The following is a 25770-nucleotide window of genomic DNA, read 5'->3' as shown; positions in this document are numbered from 1 at the left end:
GGGTTAGGTCATGGATAGTTTGTTATACACAGCAACCAGTGGCGCCAGCCGGGTTCTGAGCGCACAGCAAGTGCGCTCGAACAACTTGTCGAATGCTGACACCACAGGTTTCCGTGCTGACATGGAAAGAGCAAGAAGCTATGCCGTGAAAGGGCATGGTTTTGACGGCAGCACCATGGTAGTCACCAACTCGGCTTCCACGCGTTTTGATGCGGGCGACATGGTGAAAACCGGCCGTAAACTGGATATCGCAATCAATGGCGATGGTTTCATGACGGTGCAGCTTCCGGACGGAACAGAAGCGTATACCCGCGCCGGTAACATGAAACTGGATCAGGAAGGCAACCTGACCATCAATGGCTTCCCGGTGATGGCTGAGGGTAACCCGATTGTCGTGCCTGAGTACCAGAGCATTGAAGTCAGCGAAACGGGTATGGTTTCCGTGATCCCGCCAGGTGGCGGTGCGGAACTGGCCGTCGGTCAGATCAAGCTGGTGAAACCGGAAATCAATACCGTTCAGAAAATCAATAACGGCCTCCTTCAGGCGCGTGACGGAAACAACTTCGCAGCAGATGCCACAGTGCGACTGGCACCGGAACATCTGGAAGGCAGTAACGTTTCCGCGATTGATGAGCTGGTCAGTGTGATGTCACTGACACGTAATTTTGAAATGCAGGTGCGGATGATGAAAACCGCAGAAAAACTCGCTCAGGCTGGTAACCGCCTGCTGCGCAACGGCTAAGAATAAGGAGAACTCGCATGCACTCTGCATTATGGGTCAGTAAAACAGGTATGGCGGCACAAGACACCAAGATGACCGCCATTTCGAACAACCTGGCAAACGTAAATACAGTTGGCTTCAAACGCGACCGCGTGGTGTTTGAAGATTTGTTCTACACCATTCAGCGTCAGCCTGGTGCGCCGGTTGATCAGGTCAATGAACTGCCGACTGGTGTTCAGCTGGGTAGTGGTGTCCGCGTTGTCGGTACTCAGAAAGTCTTCACACAGGGGAACACCTCAAATACCAGCCAGGAGCTGGATATGGCCATTCTGGGCGGCGGTTTCTTCCAGATTGAAAACTCTGACGGTGAGGTGATGTACAGCCGGAACGGTCAGTTCCACGTGAACTCTGAAGGTCTGATTGTGAACACTCAGGGTCTGCCTCTGGTTCCGCAAATCGAAATCCCGGACACGGCCACCCGAATCAGCATTGCTGTGGATGGTACGGTTTCAGCGCAGGTTGCCGGTGATGCGACCCCACAGGAACTGGGTCAGATCACGCTGGCGCAGTTTGTGAACCCGGCCGGTCTGGAAGCACTGGGCGGAAACCTGTATCGCCAGACAGAAGCCAGCGGCCAGCCAGATGAACTGGTTCCGGGTCTGGATGGCGCAGGCACCATTAAGCAGGGTGCTCTGGAAGGTTCAAACGTACAGGTTGTGGAAGAAATGGTCGATATGATCACAACGCAACGTGCTTATGAAATGAACGCCAAGGTCGTATCTGCGGCTGATGACATGCTGAAGTTCGTCGCACAGTCCATCTAATGCTTACACCGAAAGGAAATCCTATGAAGTGGCTGACTCCATTTCTCATGGTGTTACTGACAGGGTGCACATTGCGCCCTGAATTCACAACACCGAAACCAGATGATGAAGCTTTCGCGCCACCGGTACTGGATTACTCTCTGCCGCAAGCGACTGACGGCAGCCTGTACCGGAACAACTACATGATGACGTTGTTTCAGGACCGTCGTGCTTACCGGGTTGGGGACATTCTGACGATCATGCTGGATGAAGAGACGCAGTCGAGCAAGAAAGCAGACACCAAATATTCAAAAGATTCGGAAGTGGGCATCACGGCACCTGTGATCGGCAACTTTACCGCGACAAACCTTGGTGCAAGCATTGATGCAAGCCGGGCTTTCGACGGTTCCGCACAAAGCTCACAGGGCAATAAGCTCACGGGTGCGATTACCGTGACGGTGAATGAAGTGCTGCCGAACGGTGTGCTACGGATTCGCGGTGAAAAATGGCTGCGTCTGAATCAGGGTGACGAGTTCATCCGTCTGACCGGGATTGTCCGCGTGGATGATATTAACCGGAATAACCAGGTGTCTTCACTGCGGATTGGTGATGCGCGCATTACTTATTCCGGAAGTGGCGCACTGGCGGACAGCAACGCGTCAGGCTGGCTCACTCAATTCTTCAACAGTCCATGGATGCCGTTCTGATGAAATCTTTCAAAATCATTTTACTGTTCGTGGCCGTGGCTCTGTGGGGCGCACATTCAGTGTCTGCCAAAGCGTCGCCGGCCATGCCGATCATGGATCTGGTCGATGTGCAGGGCATTCGCGGCAACCAGCTGGTCGGTTACGGTCTGGTGGTTGGTCTCGATGGTACGGGTGACCGGAACCAGGTGAAATTCACCAGCCAGTCTGTGACGAACATGCTGCGTCAGTTTGGCGTTCAGATCAGTGAAGGGACAGACCCGAAACTGAAAAACGTTGCCTCCGTCAGTGTGACGGCGTTTGTCGATCCGATGGCAGGTAAAGGTCAGGAACTGAATATTGTTGTGTCGTCGCTGGGTGATGCGAAAAGTCTGCGTGGCGGTACGCTGCTGCTGACGCCACTGCGTGGTGTTGACGGTGAAGTCTACGCGGTGGCGCAGGGTAACGTGATTGTCGGTGGTGCGAGTGCTGAGGGCCTGAGCGGTTCGAAAGTCACCATCAATACCCCGACGACTGGCCGTATCCCGAATGGTGCGACGCTGGAACGTGAAATCCCGACCGACTTCAACAAGAAGCCGAATATCACCCTGAACCTTCGTACGCCAAGTTTTACTACGGCCAAGAACATTGCCCGTGCCGTCAACGGCACATTTGGTCCGGGTGTCGCAACGGCCATCAACAAAGCCAAGGTTGAAGTGCAGGCACCAATGGATACACAGCAGCGCGTTACTTTTATGTCGATGCTGGAAGAGCTGGTGGTTGAAGAAGGCCGCCGTCCGGCGCGTGTGGTCTTCAACTCCCGCACCGGTACTGTGGTGGTGGGTAAAAATGTCACCGTCAGTGCAGCTGCTGTGAGCCACGGCAGTCTGACGGTTACCATCCGGGAAATGCAGGCGGTCAGTCAGCCGAATGCGTTCGCCGACGGTGAAACTAAAGTGGTGAATAACTCACTGGTAGATATTAATCAGGACGAAGCGCCGATGTATATCTGGCCGGAAGGCACTGAGCTGAGCACGATTGTCGATGCGGTGAACAGCCTGGGCGCAACACCGGATGATCTGATGTCCATTCTGCAGGCACTGCATGAAGCCGGCGCGCTGAATGCTGAGCTGGTGGTCATTTAACCTGACGGGGAAGGAGACACAATGAAAATTGATGGTCAGGCAAATGCCATGCTTTATCACGATAACAGTGCAGTGAACAGCCTGAAGTATCAGGCTGACAAAAAGCAGGCTTTGCATGAAGTTGCCGGACAGTTTGAAGCGATGTTCCTGCAGATGGTTCTTCGCCAGATGCGGAGCAGCAGCGATGTACTGGCTGCGGAAGACAGCCCTTTTTCCAGTAAGGAGCAGGGCGTATTCCGTGACTTTTATGACGGTCAGATGGCGATGGAAATGGCGAAACGTCAGAGTGCCGGAATTGCAGACATGCTGGTCAAACAGCTTGGACCCAAAGAGGCAATGGATACAAAACTGAACCGGGATCAAATTGCAGCCAATAACGCTTCTTTGATGCCAACGGGCAAGTTTAACGCCAACCAAAGCCAGGTCGCCATAAATCAAGAGCAGTTGAAGGCTGGCAAATCCCCTTCTGCGATCAGCAGCATGGCATTTCAGCAGCCGCTAATTTCTAAGATTGATGCGAAGAAAATGGAGCGCGGATCTTAATGAGTATTATCAATATTGCGTTATCCGGTTTGAATGCAAACCGTGCTGGACTTGACGTTACCGCGCAGAACGTTGCCAATGTAAACACACCGGGATACAGCCGTCAGCAGGCTATGTATGCTGCGGTCGGCCCGGGTTCGCCAATGGCGAACTCGGCTGGCCGTGGGGTGGAAGTCACTGGTATTCGCCGCGTGTCTGACGAATTTGTTGTGAAACAAACCTGGGCAACTCAGAGTCAGGCATCATATAACTCTCGCTATCTCAGCAATATGTCACAGCTGGAAAGCATTATGGGTGCCGACAGCTTCAATATCTCAATGGGTTTAGACAACCTGTATGCAGCGCTGAATGATGCTTCGGTCAAGCCAGAGTCTGCACCTTTGCGTCAGCAGATTATCAGTGAAGCGGATGCGCTGACACGCCGTTTTAACACGCTGTCTGAGTCCTATTATTCACAGCATAAAGACCTGAGCGATCAGCGTACTGCCGCCGTTGAACTGAGCAACAGTCTGCTGGTGAATATCGCAGATGTGAACAAACGTATCGTCGAGATGAGTGCGACCAGTGGTAACCCGTCGCACTTGCTGGATGAGCGCGATGCGCTGATTGGTCAGTTGTCTGAAATGATGTCGATTAAAACCAATATGCAGCCGGATGGCAGCATGCAGGTGACGCTGGCATCCGGTCAGCCGCTGGTGATTGGTGATCAGGCTTCGCAACTGAAAGCCGTTCCGGACGCAACAGACCCGTATCTGGCGGATATGGAAATTGACTTTATCGGTCAGCGTTTCCCGATTAACGGTGATATTGGCGGTGAACTGGGTGCGATCAGCGACTATCAGGTGGATACACTGCTGCCATTCCGCGAATCACTGGATGACATGGCGGTTGCGATTGCAGATGCATTCAACAATACGCTGGCCACGGGTCAGGACCTGAACGGTAACGCGGGTCAGCCACTGTTTGCCTACGATCCGACCAGCCCGTCTTCGAGCCTGAAAATTACAACGCTGCAGCCAGATGAGTTGGCACTGTCTTCCGATGGTACACCGGGTAACAGTGATGTACTGACCTCGCTGATCGGCCTGAGTAACCAGACTTTTGCGGTGACAGGTTACGGCAATATTTCTATCAGCGATGCCTTTACTTCAATGGTTGGCGATACCGCGATTAAGGCCCGTCAGGTGTCTTCAGACGCCAAGGCAGCGGATAGCCTGAATTCACAGGCTATTGCCGTGAAAGAAAACCTGAGCTCAGTGAACAGTGATGAAGAAGCTGCGAACCTGATGGTCTTCGCCAATGCTTATCAGGCGAATATGAAGGTAATCAGTACTGCGAACAATCTGTTCGATACCGTGCTCGCAATGTTTTAAGGAATGACTCATGCGTATCAGTGATACTCAATTCAGCCAGATGATGCTCGCCAGCCTGAACAAAAATAACGTTGGTCTGGGCGAAGTGATGCAGCAAATGTCGACCGGCGACCGTCTGACCAAACTGTCGGATGACCCGATCGATTCCATCAAAATGCTGAACCTGAACCGCGAAGGCAGTGCCCTGATTCAGTATCAGGACAACATCGCCAACGTGAAGACCACGCTGTCAAGCCAGGAAGCGTATTTAAGCACCTCCAGTGAAAGTTTGAGGAGTTTACGTGATCTTGTGCTATGGGGTGCAAACGGCACCATGACAACCGCAGATCGCCAAGGCATTATCTCTGAGATGGAAAGCCTGAAAGATGGCATGATTGCCACCTTTAATGCACAGGATGAAGAAGGGATTTACCTGTTCTCAGGTACCCTGACCAGTACTCAGGCGCTGACCGATACCGGTGCGGGTTATACGCTGAACGGCAACACTGACAAACGTCTGGTGACTGTTGCGAAAGGCGTGACTATGGAATCAAACGTGACCGCTCAGGAGCTGCTGAATTTAGGCGGTGGTGCGACGGTTTTCCAGAAGATTGATGATCTGATCGCTGAGTTCCAGGCACCGACTGCAAACTTCCGCACGGAAGTGGATGCGACTCTGGCTGCGATCGATGACACCTACGGCAATGTGCTGGGCGCAATGACCGACATGGGTGGTCGTCATAACAACCTGGATCTGATGTCCGATGGCCATGCGGATAACAAGTTGTTCGTCGACAAGGTTGAAGGTGATCTGAAAAATCTGGATTACGCGGAAGCCTCTGTGCGACTGAGCAATTATTTGTCTGCGCTGCAGGCGACTCAGGCCAGCTTTACCAAAATTAACGATCTGTCATTATTCGATCGCTTATAAGGAAGAGAGAACACTATGGTGAACTCTACTGCAGAGATCCGGCAACAGTCGGTATCTCTGCTGAAAAATGACAAAGCAACGATTGCACCACCGGCTCCGGCCGGTGGAACTGTTTCCGCGATACAGGAATATCAGCCTGCTGCGCGTCCGGCTGTGGTCCAGAATGGGTATGCGACAGCCAGCGAACTTTTCTCTCAGGGACAGCAGCAGCTAACACGCGGGCAAATTGCGTATCAGGGCCTGGTGAGTGTCGGCCGTGATCTGCAAGGAATGAAAAAAATCCTGACGCAGATGCTGGGCAGCTCAACGGCTGTCACGCAGGGACGTATCGATCAGCTCCAGCGCCATCAGAACAATGTCAATCAGACGCTGAATGGCAGCCGCTTTGACGGTGATCGTGTTCTGAATACGCAGCTTGAATTTCAGTCGAAGGGTGAACCGACGCAAAGCTTTACGGTGAACGGACTGAACCTGGTTCGTCAGCGCCAGCAAAGCGAGCAGCTGCAACTGAGCATTCCGGACCGAGGCACCGCCTTGCTGACCATGGATGCGACGAAGACTGATCGTCAGTTGTCACAGATGATCGACAAAGCAGTGATCCCTCTGGGTTTACGTGCAGCCGCGACCGATAAAGGCGAGGTGATTTTTTCTGCACGTCATTCCGATTTTCAGGCGATTGGCAATCATGTAACCATCAGCGGCCAGGGGCATCGTTACCCGGCCGGGCAACCCAACCGGATTAAACTGCAACCTGAACCGCAGGGCATTGAAAATATGGCGCTGAAGCTGGCTGACGGGGAACAAATCCGTCACACCATGCGTCAGGTCAATCAGGGGTTGCAACAGGTACAAAAAGGGTTGGATCAGCTCAGAAACTTCCAGGCGGATGTCGACAGCAAAGTCGGCAAAGCGATGGCGGTTCAAAGTACAGATCATATTGACGAGAAGCTTCAAACGATCCGGAGCAACCGTTCGTTTGCCGCAACCTATCAGGTGGTAACCGCTCAGGCGAATGTCCATCGTCATACGGTCGTCGCGCTGCTGAAGTAGCGGTGTTGCTGAAACACCCGGAAGCGGAAATAAAACTTCCGGTTCAAAACGGTCTGCAATGCAGGCCGTTTTTTTATCTCTACCTCCCACTTGAATCAGCCTGTTCTTGTGAGGTCTGAATGGCGTCTTTTCTGCCTGCCCAGATTCTAATTCAGAAAAGGTTAATAAAGCTGAAGACGTGTCGCCTATAACACAGTGTGTACGGTGTTTGATTGCACAGAACTAAACAGAACTGAATGTTACTTTGGCGTACTTCAGATGTTTACACTTCACTCAGCATTGCCGTGAAATTTAAATGCGCAGCCTTGGCTGTTAGGACAGACAAACCGAAATTAATCATCAGATATACAAACTCATCTTGCAGCGAAATTCGGATGTAAAGTCAATTGTCATTGTATTTGCTCTGTGCTTAGCATCGCTATTGCTATATTTTTATCCTGAAAGAGATTCAGCAGGTTGAGTTGATTTCGGTAGAATCCGACTGGAAATACATTCTGAAAAAATACTGTGAAATAAAACGACTGCGATGATGAACATTTTTGCAGCAGTTTTGTTTGACCGCATCATGAAGGAAATAAAATGAAGTGTACAAGTTGTAAACAAGGAACTTTGAATCCCAGTTTTATTGAAGGCCAGTTCAGAGCCCATACCTGTTCGGGCTGTGAGGGGAACTGGATTTTAATTGAAGATTTCGTCGCCTGGAAAGACAGAAATCCGGACTATCAGTTTTCAGATGAAATCAGCTTCGAGCAAGAAGCAGCTGACACGAAGAAAGCCTTGTTGTGTCCGGTGACTGGCACAATTATGCATAAATTCCGAATTTCTGCGCAGAATGATCACCGGGTGGATTACAGTGCAGCGGTGGGTGGTTTGTGGCTCGACCGTGGCGAATGGGAACTGCTGAAAACTGAGGGGCTGGCAGGTACATTGAACGCTGTAGTCACCAAGCAATGGCAGCACCAGATTCGTGAACAAAGTACTAAACAGAACTTCAGCGATATCTACCGGGATAAATTCGGAGAAGAAAACTACACCCAAGTGAAAGCTTTCCGTGAATGGCTGCAACAGCAACCACAAAAAGCGGATTTACGAGCTTATCTTCTGGCGGAAGATCCGTATTCAGCAGAAAAGTAAACACAAATTCATTGTTGAGTTCAGCGGGTTGTTATTCCCGCTGATTTTTCCGAATTCAATTTCACTGATGACGTTGTCATGAATCATCGTTTGGGTAAGAAATATGAAAAAGATGATCTACATGGCTTTTATTCTGGCCATGGGAAGTGCAAATGCCTCGCTGGAAAAAATCGATGTTTTTCAGGGCCAGTGGCAGGAAGGCTGGGAAGGGATTGATAAAAAAGTCGAAGGTGATTTATCGATTTTTGGTGAACAAGGCATATTTCGTTCAACATCGCCTTATTACGGCTATGCAACAGAACAGAGTTTCAGTTTTGGTTCTGCCGGTCGTCCAAAACCAATTGAAGGCAGCGTGTTTCTGGGGGTAAACGGTGATGGTAACCAGTCTACATTCACATTTAATCAACCCGTTACCCGGTTTGGGGGATATTGGGCGTTCACATCTTGTTGTGCTTCAGCGCCTTATATTACCTTTGAGGCATATACAGCAAGTGGCGAACTGATTGATACGCTGACTTATCATCATGATGAAAAAAAGTTTGGCGCAATGATGCAATGGGTCGGATTTGAAAGCAGCAAGGCCATGGGGTCTGTTGTATTAAAAAGCGACTTTTTCGTTGCAGATGCGTTGCAAATTGCACCTTAACTATATTTATATTTGAGCAGGAAAAGTCGTATGTCAGATGAAGTCAAAAAAGTCACCCGTGAAAAGTTTAAACTCAGCCTGCTGATTCCATTTTTAATGAGTTTTATTCTAGGCAGAGTTTCTTATAACCATATTTTAGAAGCCAATGCGAATGACTTCTCAGATGAACGTATGCTCATCTATGTCCTGGCTGCTTGTAGTGGTGTGATGTCATTGATTATGGCGATCGCTGTGATTCGTGGTGTGCTGATCCTGCAAGGTGTCATTCAAGGCAAAGTAGAGTTCGTCGAGGAATAACAGAAATTTTCCTGTACTGATGGATGGACTGATTTCAAGTCAGAAACTGAGAAAGGGCGACGTGATGCAACAATCAAGCATCGTGGTGTCCTTTCTTTTTTCTGTTAGGTTACGATAACTTTTAATATCAATTCGATGGGGGATTTAAAGCATTGCTTACAAGGTTGAATCAGCTCTGGCATTGTCACATTGGTCATTTCAACGGTTCAATTCTCTTTCTTATGATTGTCACTTTGTATTCCAGCACAGATTCATAAATTAAATAAATACGTTTAGTAATACCGTGCTGCTATCCGCCTATATTGTCTGCTAATTGAACATATTTTCTGACACGAGATTTGATTGTCAGGGGCGGTAGCGTGCTTGTGTGACTGTGCCCGGCTTGCATATGGCATTGAACATATTCAACCGAAGGGGGAATGCTATTAGACAACATGTTGGAACAAAGTAGTCTTGCCCGAATATATGAGTCAGTTTGAATAATGGTAAGCTATCTGTTTGCAGTTTAGTTTGAAGAATATGACTTACAGAAGCAAATTATTCATGCTTGCTCAAGGTGATATCGATTATAGAGGTGGAAATATCAATTAATTATTGGGTTTAAAAATTCATTTTTTATGAAAAAACTTATCTTAACTCGATATTTTATCTGCCTGATTGGAAATGATGAAGTCCGGGATAAGGGAAGAGTAAGATGTTTTTTAATGCGACGTTCTCAATTTTTTATTTGAATAAAATATTTGTGGTATATTATGAGTGACAAAAAAATAATGTTTGGACCAATTATTCATTTATTCTCAATAGGTTTGGCATGTGTTGGGGCTGCTTTGAATGCGCAAGCGATGTTGATTTATCTAATCGTCGTAAAGTTGATATATGCTATTGTTGTTTCTATTACAATTGATGGTTGGAAAAAAGATGAGACTACATTAGTAGAAACTTCTGAAACTCGTTGGAATATTAATATCCATGGTATTCCCATTACCGAGTCAAGAAGCTCTTTATTCAATTTACATTGTAAGAGTGAGCAAGAACTCAGAAGGAAATATTTATTGATGATTTTACCAAAGGCTATGATTATATTTGGTTTGACAGTATTATCAGGTATAAATGTTTATGAAAATCATGAATCAATAATGCATTTTCCGATTTATTTTATTTTTGTCTTGGTGGCTATATTCATGCTTATAAAGTTATACCAAGTTTCGAAAGTACTAATGGGTCTTTTTTCTGGGGAATGGTATTTACATAGTAAAGATTTTGGAAGTGATACATATTACTCTGCATATTCCATGACACCAGGCGCGTTGGAACCATATTTATCAAAGGTATTTGATTGAGTTTGTTAAAAATCCATACATGGTAATGACTGAAATGTTTATGTTTTTCATGATAAAATACGGTGAATAAAATAGTTCATGAAGTCAAAACTATTATTCTGTTGTATTTCATGGTCATTACTTGAGAGGCATAGCCAGCATGCGTTGAAAAGCGTTCTCAACAACAGGACTTTGCAGCATGCGGATAACATGAACACTTACACAATAGTTCTGAATTGTCTGATGTTTTTTATGAGTTATGTCCACAGGTGTTGGAGACATATCCAATAAGAGCTGGCAGTTTTGGTATGTAAATTGGCGTATGAGAGTGAGTTCCATGATCTACCTTATGCTCGCTATTGCATTTACGGCTAGGATCAAAAGCTTAATCGAGCTTTGTTGTCAGCTAGAACAGTTGAGCCAATGGTGCTACTTGTCTAGAATGCACCTTTTGATAACTATTATCAGGTCATTATGATGAGCGACAACAACTCGAAACCAGCTTTACCAGATCATCTGGCAGGTAACCCGCGCAGCCCGCATTATGTGGCAGAGTGCTTTGAACACGCGATTGGCATTCGTTTAAATGGTAAAGAACGTACCGATGTTGAAGAATACTGCATCAGTGAAGGCTGGGTGAAAATCGCATCACCGAAAGCGAAGGACCGTTGGGGCCAACCGATGTTGATCAAGCTGAAAGGTGAAGTCGAAGCATTCTACAAGTAATGTTGCACCTTTAACTGCTCAATAAAGTACATAGAGTTTTATCAGGCTCTATGTACTATTCTTTAAATCATTTTCTTGCAATCAGGTTTTCCATTCTACAAATAAATATTACGTTTTAAAAATTTTCACAACATTCTTTCTATGGTTAATTCCTTTCTCGGAGAATATGTGCGGTGATGAATTAATTTACATTAAATATTATTTAAAGGTTATATGAATATACAAAAAAGTATCCATTATCGAAAGTCGAACATTACAGGATCCAATTGGGTTCTGGTATCAATTAAATTTGATCAGACATTAGCAAAAGGTGTCGCTGTTATAAAAATAATTACTGCAGATAACGTTGATTCGAAGTTGAATTTTGATCTCAATCAATATATAGGAGAAGTTATTTCTGGGGTGAGAATTGCCAATGAAAAATATGGTGGCGATCTTGAAGTACAAGAGATTGAAGTTATTCCGAGTGATTCTCCAAGCAAAGGACAGGTATTAACTATCGCTTATGATATTGCCAATATGTATTGATGAATGAAAATAAATCAGCCAGTATGGTATCTATCGACACAGCATAGATATTGTCCTTTATGCGAGGGCCAATCTGGGTTAGTCTTCATTTGTTGCACGCAATGTAGAACAGTTTATCTACAATGTGATGAATACCATAATTTTTATGCTATGCGCCTATTCACTGTATGTAAGTCAGAATTTACTTGTCCTAATTGTGGTGAGAAACTTGAAGATGCTAATCCAGCGACATCTCAGCAAATATTAGCATCTAGTTTTACTAAAAATGACTATTGTTAAATGAATTAAATCATTTCAGAAGGGATGATTCTGTTAAGTGTTTCAATTTGCTATGATTTAAAACAAAATCCCCAAAGGTTTATACACATATTATTTGAGTTGAGTGATTCATGAATAAAGAAATTACAAAGATATCAAAGTACTTGAGTTTCATTCTACGACATAAGCCAGAATCAATTGCTTTAGTTCTTGACCGTAATGGTTGGGCTTCGATTGACGATTTAATCAGACTTTCTCAAGATATACGGTTGTCCAAAGAAATATTAGAATTTGTTGTTGCAACAAATGACAAGCGTCGATTCGTGATTGATGAGACGGGTACTAAAATCCGGGCAAATCAGGGACACACGATTCAAGTTGACTTGGATCTCACCGCCACAGAGCCTCCTGGCCAACTTTTTCATGGAACAGCTGAGCAAAATGTGAGCTCAATATTTAACCACGGACTAGTGAAAGGCGAAAGACATCATGTACATCTAACTGAGTCTATTGAAATCTCTGAGACTGTTGGAAAACGATACGGCAAACCAGTTATATTCAAAATTGATTCTGAACGAATGCATACAGATGGATTTTTATTCTATAAAACATATAACAATGTATGGCTGACAGATATTGTTCCAGCAGAATACTTAGAACAGATTTAAATTATAGTCAGAAATGGTTTTTCATGTGAATTGATTATTTCTGTGATGCTTTATGTGTACATCCATCTTGCTAAGTCTGTGTGTTTTTGTATGGTTCTACCTGATTCTGTATGCCAATTATCGTCAAGGGTTCTGATGTGATAATTTAAATCTCCCGGTTTGATTTTTCGAGATGTAGCTTATACTAAGACGTTAGATAAAATCAGGGAGAAGATTTCATGTCTGAAGCATTATTCGGTGGATGTCAGTGCGGCAAAATCAGATTTGTTGCACACAGCCTATTAAACAACCCGCATGTTTGTCATTGCCGGATGTGTCAAAAAGCAGTGGGGAATCTTTTCGCCGCTTTAATTGGTGCTCCATTATCAGATTTTGCCTGGACTCGGGGGCAGCCTTCTGTGTTCAGAAGTTCTGAATTTGTCGAGCGGGGGTTCTGTTCAAACTGTGGGACGCCACTATTTTTTAAACATGACAAGAATAAACATATTTCACTCTCAATTGCTTCTTTCGATGAACCGAAGAAAATCCCGTTGAAATTTCAGTTAGGTATGGAGAATCGACTTCCACAGGTTGACCAGCTTCGTGAGCTCAAAGATTACGGGACAACTGAAGACAATGATCCCGATGGATTTCTTGCCATAAAAGTGTCAAACCGTCAGCATCCTGACCATGAGACAACCGACTGGCCAGAAAAGTGAAGGATAAGAAAAACTTAAGGCTCCTGAATGACCATATTCAGGTGTCCGTCTTCATCGGAGTCTGAAATGTACAAGATTGTTTGTATCCATGACCACACTGGCGGCCTGGTGGAAGGCATCAACTATATCCACGCGATTTGGGGCGGGCCAGATAATTATGCTTTCTATGCTGATGCAATTTCGAACTCAGAGAAAGATATGAAGCGCATTCCGCAGTTCTTTTTACTGCTCTGCGGGCAAGAGATCGTGGGATGCTTTGGTCTGATCATGAATGACTTTATCAGCCGGCATGATTTATATCCCTGGCTCTCGAGTGTTTATGTTTCCCCTGAGCATCGGGGACAACGCTTATCCGGGAGAATTTTTGAACATGCCAAAGCAATTGTAAAAACAATGGGATATGAAAAGTTATATCTCACAACCGGACATGATGGTTTGTATGAAAAATTTGGCTGGCAACGAATCGAAGACGGCTATGATCTTCATGGAGAGGCGAGCCGGATTTATCAGATGGTGCTTTGAGATGCCTGTACACCATTGAAATCGAGGCGCTTGCATCATCGTTCGTTGTATCGCAAGGAAGATAAATGGATGACGAATGACAGTAATGATCGGGTACAAAAAGAAATTGATGATCTGTACCGTAATCAAGCCCGTAAAGTGTATGCAACCTTAATTCGATTGCTGGGCGATTTCGAACTTGCGGAAGAGGCACTTCATGATGCTTTCAGTGCCGCGCTGACGCAGTGGCGACAGGAAGGAATTCCGGACAATCCCAGTGCCTGGCTGGTTTCTGCAGGCCGCTTCAAAGCGATTGATCATTTGCGCCGTCAGAAACGCCAGGGTGAGATTCTTTCAGAACTGCTCGAATCCCCGATCGATTCACCCGTGATATCCAAAAGCAGCGAAGACTCGCGCGAACCGGATGCCGATGTGATTGAAGACGATCAGCTGCGTCTGATTTTTACCTGCTGTCACCCGGCGATTGATCCTAAAGTGCAGGTTGCGCTGACACTCCGGGAAGTCTGTGGCTTAACCACGGAAGAAATTGCCAGCGCCTTTCTGACAACACCATCCACAATGGCGCAACGCATTGTGCGAGGGAAAGCCAAAATCCGTGATGCCCGGATCCCCTTTCAAATCCCGTCTCAAAGTGAACTGCCGGACAGAATTGAGTCTGCACTGTCTGTGATTTATCTGGTTTATAACGAAGGGTACTCCGCCTCTGCGGGGGAGCATGTGATACGGTGCGAGCTGACGGCAGAAGCGATTCGCTTGGCGCGTTTAATACTGTCTTTGTTACCGGATGCTGAAGTCTCTGGTTTACTGGCACTGATGCTGCTCACCGAATCCCGTCGGCCAGCCAGAACGGATTCGGATGGCGACATCGTTCTGCTTGAAGCGCAGGATCGAACCTTATGGGATGCATCTCTGATTCAGGAGGGGATAGCATTGGTCCAGAGCGCTCTGGGGACCCGAGATTTTGGTTACTACACGATTCAGGCTGCAATCGCTGCCGTCCATGCTCAAGCGCCGGATGCTGACAGCACGGACTGGCAGCAAATCGTGTCACTTTATTCTTTGCTGCTTCAGGTCGCACCATCTCCCGTGATTGAACTGAACCAGGCCGTTGCTGTGGCGATGTGTGAGGGGCCTCAGGCTGGTCTGGTTTTAGTTGAGCGTCTGCTGACGCAAAAAGTCCTGCAACAATATCATCTGACTTATGCGACCTACGGAGAATTGTTGAGTCGGGCCGGTCGAAATCAAGAGGCGATTGCGGCATTTGAACACGCTTTGAGCCTGACCCAGCAAGTTCCTGAGCAACGTATTCTCAAGCGTAAACTGGCGGAACTTTCCTCATCGAAATAAAAAGTGAAATTTTTTTTCACGCGCTGTCGATTTCACGAATCTCCACTCGACTATTGTGTAGAGAGCAGAAAGGAGTGCTCTGAAATTCATCTGAATCCACACATATTGGAGAAGCACAATGAAAGTCATGGTCATCGTGAAAGCAAGTGAAAGTTCGGAAGCCGGTAAAATGCCAAGTCAGGCGTTATTGCAGGCAATGGGTGATTTTAATGAAACCCTGGTCAAAGCAGGCATTATGGAGGCCGGCGAAGGATTGAAGCCCAGCAGTGAAGGTGTTCGGGTGCGTTTCGATGGACGAGACCGTTCCGTAACGAAGGGGCCTTTTGCGGAAACGAATGAACTCGTGGCCGGTTATTGGGTGTGGAATGTGCGCTCAATGGAAGACGCGATCGCGTGGGTGAAAAAATGCCCGAATCCGATGGAAGAAGCCTCTGACATTGAAATCCGTCCTTATTTTGAAATGGATGATTTTGCCGGGATCGATTCTGATGGCTCGGTTCGGGAGCAGGAAGACAAATTACGGCAAACACTTTCGATGCAAAAAGCTCAGTCGAACTGCTATCTGTTTTTTTCCGGACGTTGTGACGAAGCACTTGAATATTATCAGAAGCATCTGGGTGCCAGTGTTGGTTTGATGTTCCGGTTCAATGAAAGTCCTGACCCGATACCTGAGGGTATGTTACCTCCGGGCTTCGAAGAGAAGGTCATGCACTGTGAGTTTAGGATCGGGGATATGAAAATTTTCGCTTCAGATGGTTGTGGTGATGAAGGGCCTTTTACCGGGTTTAACCTGACGTTGACGATTGATTCTGAAGACGAAGCGCGCCGGGTATTTGATGCGCTGGCTGATGGTGGATCTGTGCGGATGCCCCTTGAGAAAACTTTTTGGTCACCTTTGTATGGCCAGGTGACGGATAAGTTTGGTATTGGCTGGATGGTGATGCTGCCAGGCAGCGACACCAACCCGCAGTAAACTTTCTTAACTCAAACAAGGAGTGTGGCTGTCATGAAATATGTGGCTTTGGTGTATTACGACGAGTCTCAAATGAAATCACTGACGCAAGCCGAATGGGATTCGCTGAATCGGGAGTGCATGGATTGCGGTGAATCACTGCGTTCCCGGGACTATATGATTGGCGGCGAGGCGCTGCTTTCCACTCAGACAGCAACGACGTTGCGTGTCCGGAATGGCAAGATTGACATCACGGACGGGCCGTTTGCTGAAACCAAAGAGCAGTTGGCCGGCTTTTATTTGCTGGATGTCCGGGATCTGAATGAAGCGATTCAGGTGGCGAGTAAAATTCCGCCGGCACGCTATGGCAGCGTTGAAATCCGGCCGGTACGCGAGCTTCAGGCAGAAAATAATGTGGGTTATCAAGACGCAGATGTTCGGTGAGCATCATTTGCAGAGGAGAATCACCATGAGTTATGTAGATGGCTTCGTTTGTGCTGTGCCGACAGATAAACGAGACGAATATCAGCAGCATGCTGAAGCGGCCGCGCAGTTATTCAAAAAGTACGGTGCTGAACGTGTGGTGGAAACCTGGGGAAATGATGTACCGGACGGAGAAGTGACTTCATTTCCGTTGGCGGTTCAGTGTAAGCAGAATGAAACTGTGGTGTTTTCATGGATTCAGTGGCCGTCAAAAGCGGCACGGGATGAAGGTATGACGAAGTTCATGAAAGACCCATTCTGTGACCCGAAAGAAAATCCCATGCCTTTTGACGGGAAGCGCCTGATTTATGGTGGTTTTGAAACCATCGTCGATTGTTAGTTTCAGCTGAACTTTAAATGGGAAAGCAAGCAGATATCCACGAATGAGTTCAGACCTTTTCTGAACTCATTCATCGTCAGACTAGGCAAGTTGACGTTCTCTGGTAGAATTCTGGTCCTGCAGCCAACTCTGAACACGGGGAAGGCATCTGAAACTAGCCTGGAAATGACTCAATGAGCCAACAGCAACCCAATAACCCTTTACATGGATTAACACTTGAGAAGGTGCTAACCCGTTTGGTCGAACATTACGGTTGGGATGGGTTATATGACAAAATCAACATCAACTGTTTTTATAACGATCCTTCCATCAAGTCATCGCTGAAGTTCCTGCGCAAAACCCAATGGGCAAGAGACAAGGTCGAGACCTTGTACATCAATACATTTCATTAAGGAAATGAAATAGCATCATGCTATCGGCGATGAGTATTACGATTTGTCACGGTTGCTGATGTTCTTCTGATGGGAACTGGAATATTGCTCCGGACGTAGTTTCGGAGCAAATCTTGTTTTGACGATGAATGATGCCTTTTGTTGTCCCATATTTTTGAGTTCCTGTTTTAGAAAGTGTTATTCAGGCATATTTTTCTGAAGTTGTTGAAGGTATGGTGACTAAGCCATGCGATATCAACATCGCGTCTGAAGTGAAAAGGAGTTTCAACGATGTATACCGGAGAATGCCATTGCGGCAATGTACAATTAAAAATTAGTCATTTAACGAAAACAGCGACACGCTGTAATTGCTCTGTTTGTCGTCGATATGCTGCATTATGGGGTTATTTTACAGAGTCAGAAGTTGAAATCACTGTTGGCAAATCTGGTCTTGAAAGTTATGAACACGGGGACCGCTACATTTCGTTCCACCGCTGTCAAAACTGTGGCTGCATGACGCATTACACATCAACACCGAAAGCTCAAAGTGATCGGGTCGCAGTGAATTATCATATGTTTCCAATGGCAGTGACATCGTCTGTGCATGTACGTCATTTTGATGGCGCAGATAGCTGGAAATTCCTGGATGAATAACTGAGAAGGGCTGATGAACCAACGGATGAATGCTTTTCTTGATGGTTGCGTACAGAAAACACAGTCATACCGTGGGTTCTTTTCTTCTGAATCATGTGAAAATAATTTGAAATGACAGTGCTTCCCCCGAGGTATTGATTCATCTCTGGGGGATGCATAAACATTGTAACAAAGTGTAATTATTGCTTGTGAATTTATATTTTTATTATTTTAACTACAGGTAATGTTGTCATTATGTATTGTTCTTAAATCCGGGTTCGCTGTTATTAATGATGCTGTCATTTTTCATGATGTTGTGAAATTATTAACTGAAAGTTAGATAATTACATATTGTTTTATTGTGAAAATTGGTTTGATTGAAATGAAATGTTTTAAATTGAGTGGATTCAAAATTGGTTTGTGGACGGTGAGTTCTTCTGTTCTATATTTAAACCTGCGAAAACAGTTGGCTTGAAAATGATTTCGCATCATTCATGGAATTGAATGGTTTTATTATTTTAAATAACAGGATAAAAGAATGAACAGGAAACTGATCGTACTTGCATTAGCAGGAATCTGTATTTCCGGTGCAAATGCAAATGCAAATGAACTTACTCACTTTGTTGAGATGGATGAAAAAGCAACCTTTATTGAGGGTGAGAATGTCGTCCAGGTACCCGCTGCAGAAGCATACTTCCAGCCGCGTGAATATTCGATCGCAGAGAAAGCTGCTGCCATGAGTGCAGTTGCGGTTTCAGCAGATGGTACCCAATACAAAGCAGAGATATCGGAAGAAACTCTGGCACTTTTAGAAAGCGCAGTCAAAACGATGCAAGCACAAGGATTAGATGCCAGCATCTTTACGACAGAGCCGCATGAGCCGACGAAGCCTGTTCTGCCCGATGATACTTTCTCAACACTGAAAGTAATTGGGGCGGACAATCGGGTTCGGGTGACAAACACGACATCGGCACCCCACTCCTATAATGGCCGGATTGATGTTGGCTGTACGGGAACTTTAATCACCAAAAAACATGTTTTAACCGCAGGCCATTGTGTCTCGAATGGTTCAGGAACCTGGTATAAATCGCTGAATTTCACTGCAGGTCAAAATGGCTCCTATAAGCCTTGGGGAACTGCAACCTGGAAAAATGCGGTCACAACGACGGCATGGCACAATAATGGCGATACAAACTATGATTACGCCATCATTGTACTGAACAGTGAGCCTAACGGCGGTAATTCGGGCTGGGGAACCTATTCTGGTGGTACGCACAGCGTAACCGGTTATCCGGGTGATAAGCCTTTTGGCACGATGTGGACAGATTCCGGTTCAACCGATGCTATTTCTTCCCGTCGTGTTTGCTATACGCTTGATACGGCTGGTGGTCAGAGCGGTAGTGGCATTAAAGATAGCAACAATTATGTCAGGGGTGTGCATACGACAGGTTCTTCAACAAGAAACTGTGGTACTCAAATTACAAGCACCGTCTATAACACGCTCAAAGATTGGATCGCGAAGAATCCTTAATCAACCCATAAATCATAAAACGAGGGAGGCTCAACGATGTTGGGCCTCTTTCATGAGGAAACATGATGAGATACGTTGCGATAATATTTCTGATGCTGCTGCAGGCATGTACGGCGACAGACTCGTGGAAGCGAGTCATGATTTTGGGAAGTGCAGAGGCGAATGATCCTGTGTTGGCACAGGTGGAGGTGTTTGAGAAAAATGGCCTGGTGAAGGATGTGACTGTTCTGGAATCGTTCCCGGTGCAGATATGGCTGACGGCATCACAGGAGACGATAGATAGTTTGCAGCAAATTCCCCGTAAGTAAAGAGTCGCCTGTTGACGGACTGGATGAATCAGCCATATTGTTATCCGGTTATTTGCTGAAAAAATTACGATTCTGAGATGCTCAGCCGCATTAAGTGAAATGATATTTTTGCGGGGCTTCAGTGGCCCCATGGCTGGAAATACGTTTGATATAAATGGTCATGAAAAAAATAATTGCGTTACTGTGCTGTTTTTCTTTTGGTGCTTCTGCTGCAGAAAGTGTGTGTTTTGGAACAACGTCGAACGGTCATTTGGAAAATGGCAAGCAGTTACCGGCGGAAGGGCCAAACTTTGTTGGATATAGTGATATTGCCAGGTTGCTGGGGCGGACTTATGTTCATTCAGAAGTTTACAGTATCATTCTGGATGCGTATTCAGGTCTGGAGAAAAAGGCTCCCGGCAAGGTCTTTAAATATGCTGAGACAGGTTTCAAATCTGGCGGGAAATTTTATCCGCACAAAACTCACCGAAATGGTCTGTCTGTTGACTTTATGACGCCGGTTGTCAATCAGAAAGGGCAGTCGGTACATTTGCCAACTCATCCGTTGAATAAATTCGGATATCATATTGAATTCGACCTTCAGGGGCATTATCAAACACTGACCATCGATTATGAGGCGATGGGTGCCCATCTTATTGAGTTACATCAGGAAGCCATCAAAAGAGGATATGATCTTTGGCGGGTGATTTTCGATCCTGATCTGCAACCATACTTGTTTCAGACTAAGTATGGTGATTACTTGAAAAAGCATATTCAGTTTTCAAAACGACGTTCATGGGTCAGGCATGATGATCATTATCATGTTGATTTTGAAATACCATGCGATGAAATACCTGCCAACAAAAATAAGGCATAACCTTTGCGGAAAGCTGCTCATCACTATTCATGAAGCGTTCAACGAAACCTTTCGTATTTCCCTTTCTATGCGTTTTTTCCGGAAAACGCCAATGTTTTTGCTGAGTATCAACAGCCCTGATGGGATCGATGGCGTCTCAATCAACTGAGCCATCAGAATCGCTCAGGCAGTGATGCCTTTTGTTCAAACGTTTTGCTTGTGCGGGCGTGTAATAATTGGCGATCACTGTGACGATCTCAAACCCACCTTTAGTGTATATTTTTATCAATAAGACAATACCTTAAGAATATTTGCACGAAGTGTGATTACGTGTCGGTTTTATGTTCATTGTTGCATAATTTTGCGCATTTAGTTTGATATTGATTCCTTTATTTGCTAAGTCATTTGATTTAACATTTTTTTAACCTTGTGTTTAGTCAACAATGTGTGCGTTAAATCGCTTCTTAATTGTTGGCTAAAAACAAGGAGTCACAAATGCAAGTATGCATGACAACAACAAAGACACTGCTCGCGACAGTGATTAGTGCAACGATGCTTACCGGTTGCTACTGGAAAGATCCAACGAGCGCTGCAGCATATGTGAGCAGCGAGATTGAACGTGACGCTGTCGTTGAACATCTGGAAGAACTTGAAGCTCGTGCTTCGAAAACGACAGACGGCAATTCAGTGACACGTGCAGCGGGAACCGATGGCTACCAGTACTCGGTGGATTACATTATCGATGTCATGAAAGAGCATGGCTATCGTGTTTCTACTCAGGAATTTGATTTCCGTGCATGGGAAGAATTAAACGGCACGAAGCTAAATGTTAATGGTGTTGATTTGATCAGCACTCGTGAAGCCGGGGAAGGTGTAGAACCGGATTATGCGGTGATGTCTTACTCCGGTAATTCGAATGGCGAGCTGACTGGACCTATTGTTTTTGTGACGCCAGATTTCAACTTTGGTTCACCTGATTACGATGACACGGATGGCTGTGAAGCGACAGATTTTGCCGGTAAAGATGTGGTCGGAAAAGTGGCGGTGATTCAGCGCGGTGGCTGTTCTTTCAGCGATAAGGTTGTCAACGCCCAGAATGCTGGTGCGAAAGCAGTGATTGTCTTCAACCAGGGGAACAGCGAAGGCCGTAAGGCTGTCGTCAACGGCACTCTGGGTAGTGATACAGCTGCCGTAATTCCTGCATATGGTGCGCGGTATGACCTGGGTAAGCAGTGGTTTGATTTAAGTGTTACGCAAGCGGTACCTGTTGCACTGTCCGTCAATGTGAAGGATGAAATGGTTGTCACGCAAAACGTCATTGCTGAAACCAAGCGCGGAAATCCGAATCAGGTTGTGATGCTGGGAGCGCATTTGGACTCTGTTCCTGAAGGCCCGGGGATTAACGACAATGGTTCAGGTACTGCGGGTCTGCTGGAATATGCGGTGACGCTGGCTGAAACGAAAGCACCTGTGAAGAACAAGGTTCGTTTTGCCTGGTGGGCTGCAGAAGAAGCGGGTCTGGTTGGTTCTGAATACTACACAAACGAACTGTTCGCACCGATTTACGATCAGGCACAGAAAGAAATTCTGGAAGAGCTCGGACTGGAAGATCCGAGTCAGCTGACAGAAGAACAGATTGAGATGGTTGAAGCGCGTTACAGCAAACTGAATAAAGTGAAACTGTATCTGAACTTCGACATGATCGGTTCGCCAAACTATATCTATGGTGTGATGGATGGTGACTTGTCTGATACGAAAGACAGCCCGGATAATGCCTATACCGGTGATTTCAAACCGCCTTATGGTACATCGGATATCGAGTCTATTTTCAATCAGTTCTTCGGCGCCAAGTCTGAATCAACCATTCCGCAAGCACTTTCCAAACGCTCTGACTATGCAGGTTTTGCGGATTGGGGGGTTGCATTCGGTGGTCTGTTCACTGGTGCTGAGAAAGTGAAGACTGCAGAGGAAGTTGAGAAATTTGGTGGTGAGATCGACGTTGCTTATGACAAGTGCTATCACCAGGCTTGTGATGATCTGAATAACATTAGTCAGGAAGCTCTGTATACCAATACTCAGGCGCTGGCTTATGTCACGACTTATTACGCATTCAGTAAGCCGCTGTTCCCGCCAAAAGAAGAGCCGGCTGCGAAATCAATGACGCGTATGCAAGGTGTCTCTGAGCCAGTACAGAAACTGCGTATTGGTGAGAAGCTGAAAGCGGCGGAAAGTCATTCTGACCACGGCCACTTCCACGGAGACTTTGATCAGGACCGTCAATAATCATTTGATGTTTGTTCATGACGTCACAAAAGCCACGCAGATCGATGCGTGGCTTTTTTCTTTTTTCAGTGGGGTGATTCAATTATGATTTATCTTAAAAGCAGGGATGAGTTCTGGATCATATCGGAAGTAAAACGTGAATATCACAATTGATGAATTAGAAGCCGGTGATGTTATTGCTGTGACTGAATTATGGCGTATGTCGATGCAGCGTGCGACAGGTATTCCGCCACTTCATTCTTTTGAGTCTCAGGCATATTTCCTGAAAGAAATTCTGGCAAAGACTTATGTTCTTTATGTTGCACGTAATGAAAAATCACGAATTCCCGTCGCGTTTATGGCTGCAAATGATCAGGAAATCAGTCAATTATATGTACATCCGGATAGCCAGTCTCTTGGTATCGGGCGTCAACTGCTCAATCTCGCGAAGAAAAATGCCAAGGGTTCCTTAAAATTGCGGACATTCGAGGTGAACGTCAATGCCCGAAACTTTTATGAAAGACATGGTTTCGTTGCAATAGGCGGTGATAGTGAAAATGAAGAGGGCATGCCGGATATTTTGTATGAATGGAAAGTGAGATAGTGAGATTCAGGCCATCTCATGACCGCTATTCCTGTCGTCATATCTGGTGAAATTGTGTCGAAAGTTTGAAAAGGACAGATTGTGTTTTCAACGCTCTTTCAGAAAGAAAAGCCCGCGGTTTACCTGGGTACACTCGCGGTCGCACCGAATGGGAACATCAATAAATTCGAGCGATGGTTGAACGTTACGGATTATCAGATGGAAGACGAGATGCAAGTGAAGCTGGAGGAGATCTTTTGTCTTCAGCGCGCTACATCCGATACACAATTTCAAAAAAACGATCTGATTCTGGATGTTGTCATTGTGAAATTACAGAATGGGAATTTCATCGATATCTGGTCCGGGGAAGGACTTTTTTTCTCTGTGTTTTACAGACCCAAGATCAAACTGGTTTCCCGGTTATGTTATGCCCGGTCGAAACAAACGAAAGAAACATTCGAGGTTTCTCAAACCGTGCCATGGTCTGCTTTTGTTAAAAAGTTTTTCACCTTCCGCGGATTTTTTGGGATTCGGCCGTTATTCAGCGACCGGGAAATGGAAGTCTTGCTCATGCAAGGCTGTTTAGCGTTGCTGGATAAGATGCGGAAAAGGATTTAAAGCGCTCACTGTGAATGCTCATGTACCGTACATCAAAAACAGCCGAAAACCTTGTATTCGCCGTGCATCTCAAAAGGAATGACATTTGAAACAACCGATTGTGGGCTATCATCAGGATGAAGAGGGAGACTGGGTTGCGGAACTTGGCTGTGGCCATTTTCAGCATGTCAGACATCGTCCGCCGTTTATATGTCGGCCCTGGGTCACAACGGCAGCGCGCCGGAAGGAGAAGCTGGGATTCCTTTTGAATTGTAAGAAATGCGATCTGGGCGAACCGGCTGATATCAAACCCGTCTGACTTCAGACGAAGGACTATCGTTTATTTTCAGAAAAGGAAGCACTGATGAACAAACATCATAAGGGGCAGACTCACCCGAAAGTGGACGGCTATATCCAAAATACCAGCCAGTGGCAGGATGAAATTCTTCTGGTGAGAAAGATCGCCCTGGATTGCGAGTTGACGGAAACCCTGAAGTGGGGGAAGCCCTGTTATACCTGTCAGGGGAATAATATTGTTATCTTGCAGGGATTTAAGGCATCTTTTTGTGTGCTCTTTTTGAAAGGGGCATTACTGGATGATTCTGCTGAAATTCTGGAAGCGCCGGGTGAGAACACACAGTTAGCCCGGAGGGCGCGGTTTACTGGTCTGGATGAGGTCAAACGGCATACGGATACACTCAGCCGCTATATCAGTCAGGCCATTGATATTGAAAAATCAGGGGTTCAGTTTGACTTTAAGACGACTGAGGCTTTTGAGGTGCCCGAGGAGTTTCAGACAAAACTCGAGGAAATGCCCGAGCTGAAGCAAGCGTTTGAAGCTCTGACGCCGGGTCGGCAGAGAGCTTATCTTTTACATTTTTCCGGCGCCAAACAATCCCGGACCCGTTCCTCCAGAGTTGAACAATGTATTCCTCAGATTTTGGATGGGAAGGGCCTGAATGACAGGTAATCAGTCTTTTGGTGAATCTAGCTTGATGAATAAACAAGAAATAAAGGTCACGCTCAGAGATATTACAATCCGGGAGCGTCCAACACTCGAAAACCTTTTTCAGTATTATCTTTATGAACTGTCAGCTTTTTTGAAGTGGAACCCGAATGACGACGGTGTATATCCGTTTAATGCGCTGAGCCTGCACAAGTATTGGGAAAGGAAAGACCATTTTCCCTACTTTATTTTTCACGGGGATGAACTAGCAGGTTTTGCGCTGGTGCGTTTATACCCCGGTACTCAGTCTGTGTACGATGTTGAACAGTTTTTTGTTCTCCGAAAGTTCAAAGGGCAAGGTGTCGGCAGGCAAGCATTGCAATGTATTGTCAATCGCCATCCCGGACAATGGCAAATTCGCGTGTTACTTGAAAACACACCCGCACTGACATTCTGGAAGTCTGCAGTGCAGAGTATTGTCGGAGAGCGTTATACACTTTCAACAGAGACAGATGTGGACTTGCTTATGTATTTCATATTATTTCATGTCTAAGCGTA

General features: G+C 46.0%; 32 protein-coding genes. All 32 read left to right on the top strand.

The features are described from left to right. Nucleotides 1-10 precede the first annotated feature (10 nt). The 32 genes from flgF (at nucleotide 11) to SPK40_RS05045 (ending at nucleotide 25765) form a co-directional block, all read left to right on the top strand. Nucleotides 11-742: a flagellar basal-body rod protein FlgF gene (gene flgF, locus SPK40_RS05200; RefSeq protein ID WP_248139817.1), complete on the top strand. Its 732-nt coding sequence runs from the start codon at nucleotides 11-13 to the stop codon at nucleotides 740-742. A 17-nt stretch (nucleotides 743-759) separates the two neighbouring features. Next, the gene (gene flgG, locus SPK40_RS05195) at nucleotides 760-1545 is read left to right on the top strand and encodes a flagellar basal-body rod protein FlgG (RefSeq protein ID WP_248139818.1); all 786 of its coding nucleotides are present in this window, start codon (nucleotides 760-762) and stop codon (nucleotides 1543-1545) included. A 23-nt stretch (nucleotides 1546-1568) separates the two neighbouring features. Then, entirely contained in the window at nucleotides 1569-2231 is a 663-nt protein-coding gene (flgH, locus tag SPK40_RS05190) for a flagellar basal body L-ring protein FlgH (protein ID WP_248139819.1), read from the top strand. Further along, complete coding sequence (locus SPK40_RS05185; protein ID WP_248139820.1) at nucleotides 2231-3352, top strand: flagellar basal body P-ring protein FlgI; 1122 nt, start codon at nucleotides 2231-2233, stop codon at nucleotides 3350-3352. Before flgH ends, SPK40_RS05185 begins: the two co-directional genes overlap by 1 nt. A gap of 21 nt (nucleotides 3353-3373) precedes the next feature. Then, complete coding sequence (locus tag SPK40_RS05180; RefSeq protein WP_248139821.1) at nucleotides 3374-3895, top strand: rod-binding protein; 522 nt, start codon at nucleotides 3374-3376, stop codon at nucleotides 3893-3895. After that, nucleotides 3895-5268 carry a flagellar hook-associated protein FlgK gene (flgK, locus tag SPK40_RS05175; protein WP_330959651.1) on the top strand — a complete coding sequence of 458 codons (1374 nt, stop codon included), beginning with the start codon at nucleotides 3895-3897 and terminating at the stop codon, nucleotides 5266-5268. The genes SPK40_RS05180 and flgK overlap by 1 nt, the downstream gene beginning before the upstream one ends. 10 nt (nucleotides 5269-5278) lie before the next feature. After that, the gene (gene flgL, locus SPK40_RS05170) at nucleotides 5279-6178 is read left to right on the top strand and encodes a flagellar hook-associated protein FlgL (protein ID WP_248139823.1); all 900 of its coding nucleotides are present in this window, start codon (nucleotides 5279-5281) and stop codon (nucleotides 6176-6178) included. Nucleotides 6179-6193: 15 nt separating this feature from the next. Next, nucleotides 6194-7228, top strand: a complete 1035-nt coding sequence (locus SPK40_RS05165; protein WP_248139824.1) for a flagellin — start codon at nucleotides 6194-6196, stop codon at nucleotides 7226-7228. A 579-nt stretch (nucleotides 7229-7807) separates the two neighbouring features. Further along, complete coding sequence (locus SPK40_RS05160) at nucleotides 7808-8362, top strand: TFIIB-type zinc ribbon-containing protein (protein WP_330959650.1); 555 nt, start codon at nucleotides 7808-7810, stop codon at nucleotides 8360-8362. Nucleotides 8363-8465: 103 nt separating this feature from the next. Then, entirely contained in the window at nucleotides 8466-9008 is a 543-nt protein-coding gene (locus SPK40_RS05155) for a hypothetical protein (protein WP_330959649.1), read from the top strand. 30 nt (nucleotides 9009-9038) lie between these two features. After that, the gene (locus SPK40_RS05150; protein WP_248139829.1) at nucleotides 9039-9305 is read left to right on the top strand and encodes a hypothetical protein; all 267 of its coding nucleotides are present in this window, start codon (nucleotides 9039-9041) and stop codon (nucleotides 9303-9305) included. Nucleotides 9306-10057: 752 nt separating this feature from the next. Continuing rightward, nucleotides 10058-10645: a hypothetical protein gene (locus SPK40_RS05145; RefSeq protein WP_330959648.1), complete on the top strand. Its 588-nt coding sequence runs from the start codon at nucleotides 10058-10060 to the stop codon at nucleotides 10643-10645. Nucleotides 10646-11101: 456 nt separating this feature from the next. Then, entirely contained in the window at nucleotides 11102-11350 is a 249-nt protein-coding gene (locus SPK40_RS05140) for a DUF3297 family protein (RefSeq protein WP_248139833.1), read from the top strand. 213 nt (nucleotides 11351-11563) lie between these two features. Beyond that, nucleotides 11564-11878 carry a hypothetical protein gene (locus SPK40_RS05135; protein WP_330959647.1) on the top strand — a complete coding sequence of 105 codons (315 nt, stop codon included), beginning with the start codon at nucleotides 11564-11566 and terminating at the stop codon, nucleotides 11876-11878. A 389-nt stretch (nucleotides 11879-12267) separates the two neighbouring features. Then, the gene (locus SPK40_RS05130; protein ID WP_330959646.1) at nucleotides 12268-12804 is read left to right on the top strand and encodes an RNA 2'-phosphotransferase; all 537 of its coding nucleotides are present in this window, start codon (nucleotides 12268-12270) and stop codon (nucleotides 12802-12804) included. Nucleotides 12805-13022: 218 nt separating this feature from the next. Beyond that, the gene (locus tag SPK40_RS05125) at nucleotides 13023-13502 is read left to right on the top strand and encodes a GFA family protein (protein ID WP_330959645.1); all 480 of its coding nucleotides are present in this window, start codon (nucleotides 13023-13025) and stop codon (nucleotides 13500-13502) included. Between the two features lie 108 nt (nucleotides 13503-13610). Continuing rightward, nucleotides 13611-14024, top strand: a complete 414-nt coding sequence (locus SPK40_RS05120) for a GNAT family N-acetyltransferase (RefSeq protein WP_330959644.1) — start codon at nucleotides 13611-13613, stop codon at nucleotides 14022-14024. 69 nt (nucleotides 14025-14093) lie between these two features. After that, on the top strand, nucleotides 14094-15371 hold the full coding sequence (locus SPK40_RS05115) for an RNA polymerase sigma factor (RefSeq protein ID WP_330959643.1): 1278 nt from the start codon (nucleotides 14094-14096) through the stop codon (nucleotides 15369-15371). A gap of 118 nt (nucleotides 15372-15489) precedes the next feature. Beyond that, nucleotides 15490-16344, top strand: a complete 855-nt coding sequence (locus SPK40_RS05110) for a YciI family protein (RefSeq protein ID WP_330959642.1) — start codon at nucleotides 15490-15492, stop codon at nucleotides 16342-16344. Nucleotides 16345-16377: 33 nt separating this feature from the next. After that, on the top strand, nucleotides 16378-16767 hold the full coding sequence (locus SPK40_RS05105; RefSeq protein ID WP_330959641.1) for a YciI family protein: 390 nt from the start codon (nucleotides 16378-16380) through the stop codon (nucleotides 16765-16767). A 25-nt stretch (nucleotides 16768-16792) separates the two neighbouring features. Beyond that, nucleotides 16793-17146, top strand: a complete 354-nt coding sequence (locus tag SPK40_RS05100; RefSeq protein WP_330959640.1) for a DUF1428 domain-containing protein — start codon at nucleotides 16793-16795, stop codon at nucleotides 17144-17146. 173 nt (nucleotides 17147-17319) lie between these two features. Continuing rightward, on the top strand, nucleotides 17320-17538 hold the full coding sequence (locus SPK40_RS05095; protein ID WP_248139849.1) for a VF530 family DNA-binding protein: 219 nt from the start codon (nucleotides 17320-17322) through the stop codon (nucleotides 17536-17538). A 270-nt stretch (nucleotides 17539-17808) separates the two neighbouring features. Beyond that, nucleotides 17809-18171: a GFA family protein gene (locus tag SPK40_RS05090; RefSeq protein ID WP_330959639.1), complete on the top strand. Its 363-nt coding sequence runs from the start codon at nucleotides 17809-17811 to the stop codon at nucleotides 18169-18171. A 517-nt stretch (nucleotides 18172-18688) separates the two neighbouring features. Then, complete coding sequence (locus SPK40_RS05085; RefSeq protein ID WP_330959638.1) at nucleotides 18689-19681, top strand: trypsin-like serine peptidase; 993 nt, start codon at nucleotides 18689-18691, stop codon at nucleotides 19679-19681. A gap of 62 nt (nucleotides 19682-19743) precedes the next feature. Further along, a complete protein-coding gene (locus SPK40_RS05080) occupies nucleotides 19744-19989 on the top strand; it encodes a hypothetical protein (protein WP_248139855.1) in 246 nt (81 codons plus the stop codon). Between the two features lie 160 nt (nucleotides 19990-20149). Continuing rightward, nucleotides 20150-20845: a penicillin-insensitive murein endopeptidase gene (locus tag SPK40_RS05075; RefSeq protein ID WP_330959637.1), complete on the top strand. Its 696-nt coding sequence runs from the start codon at nucleotides 20150-20152 to the stop codon at nucleotides 20843-20845. 474 nt (nucleotides 20846-21319) lie between these two features. Further along, nucleotides 21320-23107, top strand: coding sequence for a M28 family metallopeptidase (locus SPK40_RS05070; RefSeq protein WP_330959636.1), 1788 nt, complete (start codon nucleotides 21320-21322; stop codon nucleotides 23105-23107). Nucleotides 23108-23243: 136 nt separating this feature from the next. Further along, on the top strand, nucleotides 23244-23690 hold the full coding sequence (locus tag SPK40_RS05065; RefSeq protein ID WP_330959635.1) for a GNAT family N-acetyltransferase: 447 nt from the start codon (nucleotides 23244-23246) through the stop codon (nucleotides 23688-23690). A gap of 81 nt (nucleotides 23691-23771) precedes the next feature. After that, nucleotides 23772-24287 (top strand): hypothetical protein, encoded by a 516-nt coding sequence (locus SPK40_RS05060; protein ID WP_248139862.1) that lies wholly within the window; start codon nucleotides 23772-23774, stop codon nucleotides 24285-24287. 85 nt (nucleotides 24288-24372) lie between these two features. Next, nucleotides 24373-24585, top strand: coding sequence for a DUF3565 domain-containing protein (locus SPK40_RS05055; protein WP_248139864.1), 213 nt, complete (start codon nucleotides 24373-24375; stop codon nucleotides 24583-24585). Nucleotides 24586-24630: 45 nt separating this feature from the next. Beyond that, entirely contained in the window at nucleotides 24631-25236 is a 606-nt protein-coding gene (locus tag SPK40_RS05050; RefSeq protein WP_330959634.1) for a YdeI/OmpD-associated family protein, read from the top strand. Then, nucleotides 25226-25765 carry a GNAT family N-acetyltransferase gene (locus tag SPK40_RS05045; RefSeq protein ID WP_330959633.1) on the top strand — a complete coding sequence of 180 codons (540 nt, stop codon included), beginning with the start codon at nucleotides 25226-25228 and terminating at the stop codon, nucleotides 25763-25765. The genes SPK40_RS05050 and SPK40_RS05045 overlap by 11 nt, the downstream gene beginning before the upstream one ends. The last annotated feature ends 5 nt before the right edge of the window (nucleotides 25766-25770 follow it).

It is taken from the genome of Photobacterium sp. 53610, from assembly GCF_036409375.1.
GTDB lineage: Bacteria > Pseudomonadota > Gammaproteobacteria > Enterobacterales > Vibrionaceae > Photobacterium.
The sequence above is the reverse complement of the archived record's forward strand: the minus strand, read 5'-3'. Positions and strand labels throughout refer to the sequence as shown.

Coding starts and splice junctions, on each gene's coding strand:
- flgF (WP_248139817.1), top strand. CDS start 11: ATGGATAGTTTGTTATACACAGCAACCAGTGGCGCCAGCCGGGTTCTG.
- flgG (WP_248139818.1), top strand. CDS start 760: ATGCACTCTGCATTATGGGTCAGTAAAACAGGTATGGCGGCACAAGAC.
- flgH (WP_248139819.1), top strand. CDS start 1,569: ATGAAGTGGCTGACTCCATTTCTCATGGTGTTACTGACAGGGTGCACA.
- SPK40_RS05185 (WP_248139820.1), top strand. CDS start 2,231: ATGAAATCTTTCAAAATCATTTTACTGTTCGTGGCCGTGGCTCTGTGG.
- SPK40_RS05180 (WP_248139821.1), top strand. CDS start 3,374: ATGAAAATTGATGGTCAGGCAAATGCCATGCTTTATCACGATAACAGT.
- flgK (WP_330959651.1), top strand. CDS start 3,895: ATGAGTATTATCAATATTGCGTTATCCGGTTTGAATGCAAACCGTGCT.
- flgL (WP_248139823.1), top strand. CDS start 5,279: ATGCGTATCAGTGATACTCAATTCAGCCAGATGATGCTCGCCAGCCTG.
- SPK40_RS05165 (WP_248139824.1), top strand. CDS start 6,194: ATGGTGAACTCTACTGCAGAGATCCGGCAACAGTCGGTATCTCTGCTG.
- SPK40_RS05160 (WP_330959650.1), top strand. CDS start 7,808: ATGAAGTGTACAAGTTGTAAACAAGGAACTTTGAATCCCAGTTTTATT.
- SPK40_RS05155 (WP_330959649.1), top strand. CDS start 8,466: ATGAAAAAGATGATCTACATGGCTTTTATTCTGGCCATGGGAAGTGCA.
- SPK40_RS05150 (WP_248139829.1), top strand. CDS start 9,039: ATGTCAGATGAAGTCAAAAAAGTCACCCGTGAAAAGTTTAAACTCAGC.
- SPK40_RS05145 (WP_330959648.1), top strand. CDS start 10,058: ATGAGTGACAAAAAAATAATGTTTGGACCAATTATTCATTTATTCTCA.
- SPK40_RS05140 (WP_248139833.1), top strand. CDS start 11,102: ATGAGCGACAACAACTCGAAACCAGCTTTACCAGATCATCTGGCAGGT.
- SPK40_RS05135 (WP_330959647.1), top strand. CDS start 11,564: ATGAATATACAAAAAAGTATCCATTATCGAAAGTCGAACATTACAGGA.
- SPK40_RS05130 (WP_330959646.1), top strand. CDS start 12,268: ATGAATAAAGAAATTACAAAGATATCAAAGTACTTGAGTTTCATTCTA.
- SPK40_RS05125 (WP_330959645.1), top strand. CDS start 13,023: ATGTCTGAAGCATTATTCGGTGGATGTCAGTGCGGCAAAATCAGATTT.
- SPK40_RS05115 (WP_330959643.1), top strand. CDS start 14,094: ATGACGAATGACAGTAATGATCGGGTACAAAAAGAAATTGATGATCTG.
- SPK40_RS05110 (WP_330959642.1), top strand. CDS start 15,490: ATGAAAGTCATGGTCATCGTGAAAGCAAGTGAAAGTTCGGAAGCCGGT.
- SPK40_RS05105 (WP_330959641.1), top strand. CDS start 16,378: ATGAAATATGTGGCTTTGGTGTATTACGACGAGTCTCAAATGAAATCA.
- SPK40_RS05100 (WP_330959640.1), top strand. CDS start 16,793: ATGAGTTATGTAGATGGCTTCGTTTGTGCTGTGCCGACAGATAAACGA.
- SPK40_RS05095 (WP_248139849.1), top strand. CDS start 17,320: ATGAGCCAACAGCAACCCAATAACCCTTTACATGGATTAACACTTGAG.
- SPK40_RS05090 (WP_330959639.1), top strand. CDS start 17,809: ATGTATACCGGAGAATGCCATTGCGGCAATGTACAATTAAAAATTAGT.
- SPK40_RS05085 (WP_330959638.1), top strand. CDS start 18,689: ATGAACAGGAAACTGATCGTACTTGCATTAGCAGGAATCTGTATTTCC.
- SPK40_RS05080 (WP_248139855.1), top strand. CDS start 19,744: ATGATGAGATACGTTGCGATAATATTTCTGATGCTGCTGCAGGCATGT.
- SPK40_RS05075 (WP_330959637.1), top strand. CDS start 20,150: ATGAAAAAAATAATTGCGTTACTGTGCTGTTTTTCTTTTGGTGCTTCT.
- SPK40_RS05070 (WP_330959636.1), top strand. CDS start 21,320: ATGCAAGTATGCATGACAACAACAAAGACACTGCTCGCGACAGTGATT.
- SPK40_RS05050 (WP_330959634.1), top strand. CDS start 24,631: ATGAACAAACATCATAAGGGGCAGACTCACCCGAAAGTGGACGGCTAT.
- SPK40_RS05045 (WP_330959633.1), top strand. CDS start 25,226: ATGACAGGTAATCAGTCTTTTGGTGAATCTAGCTTGATGAATAAACAA.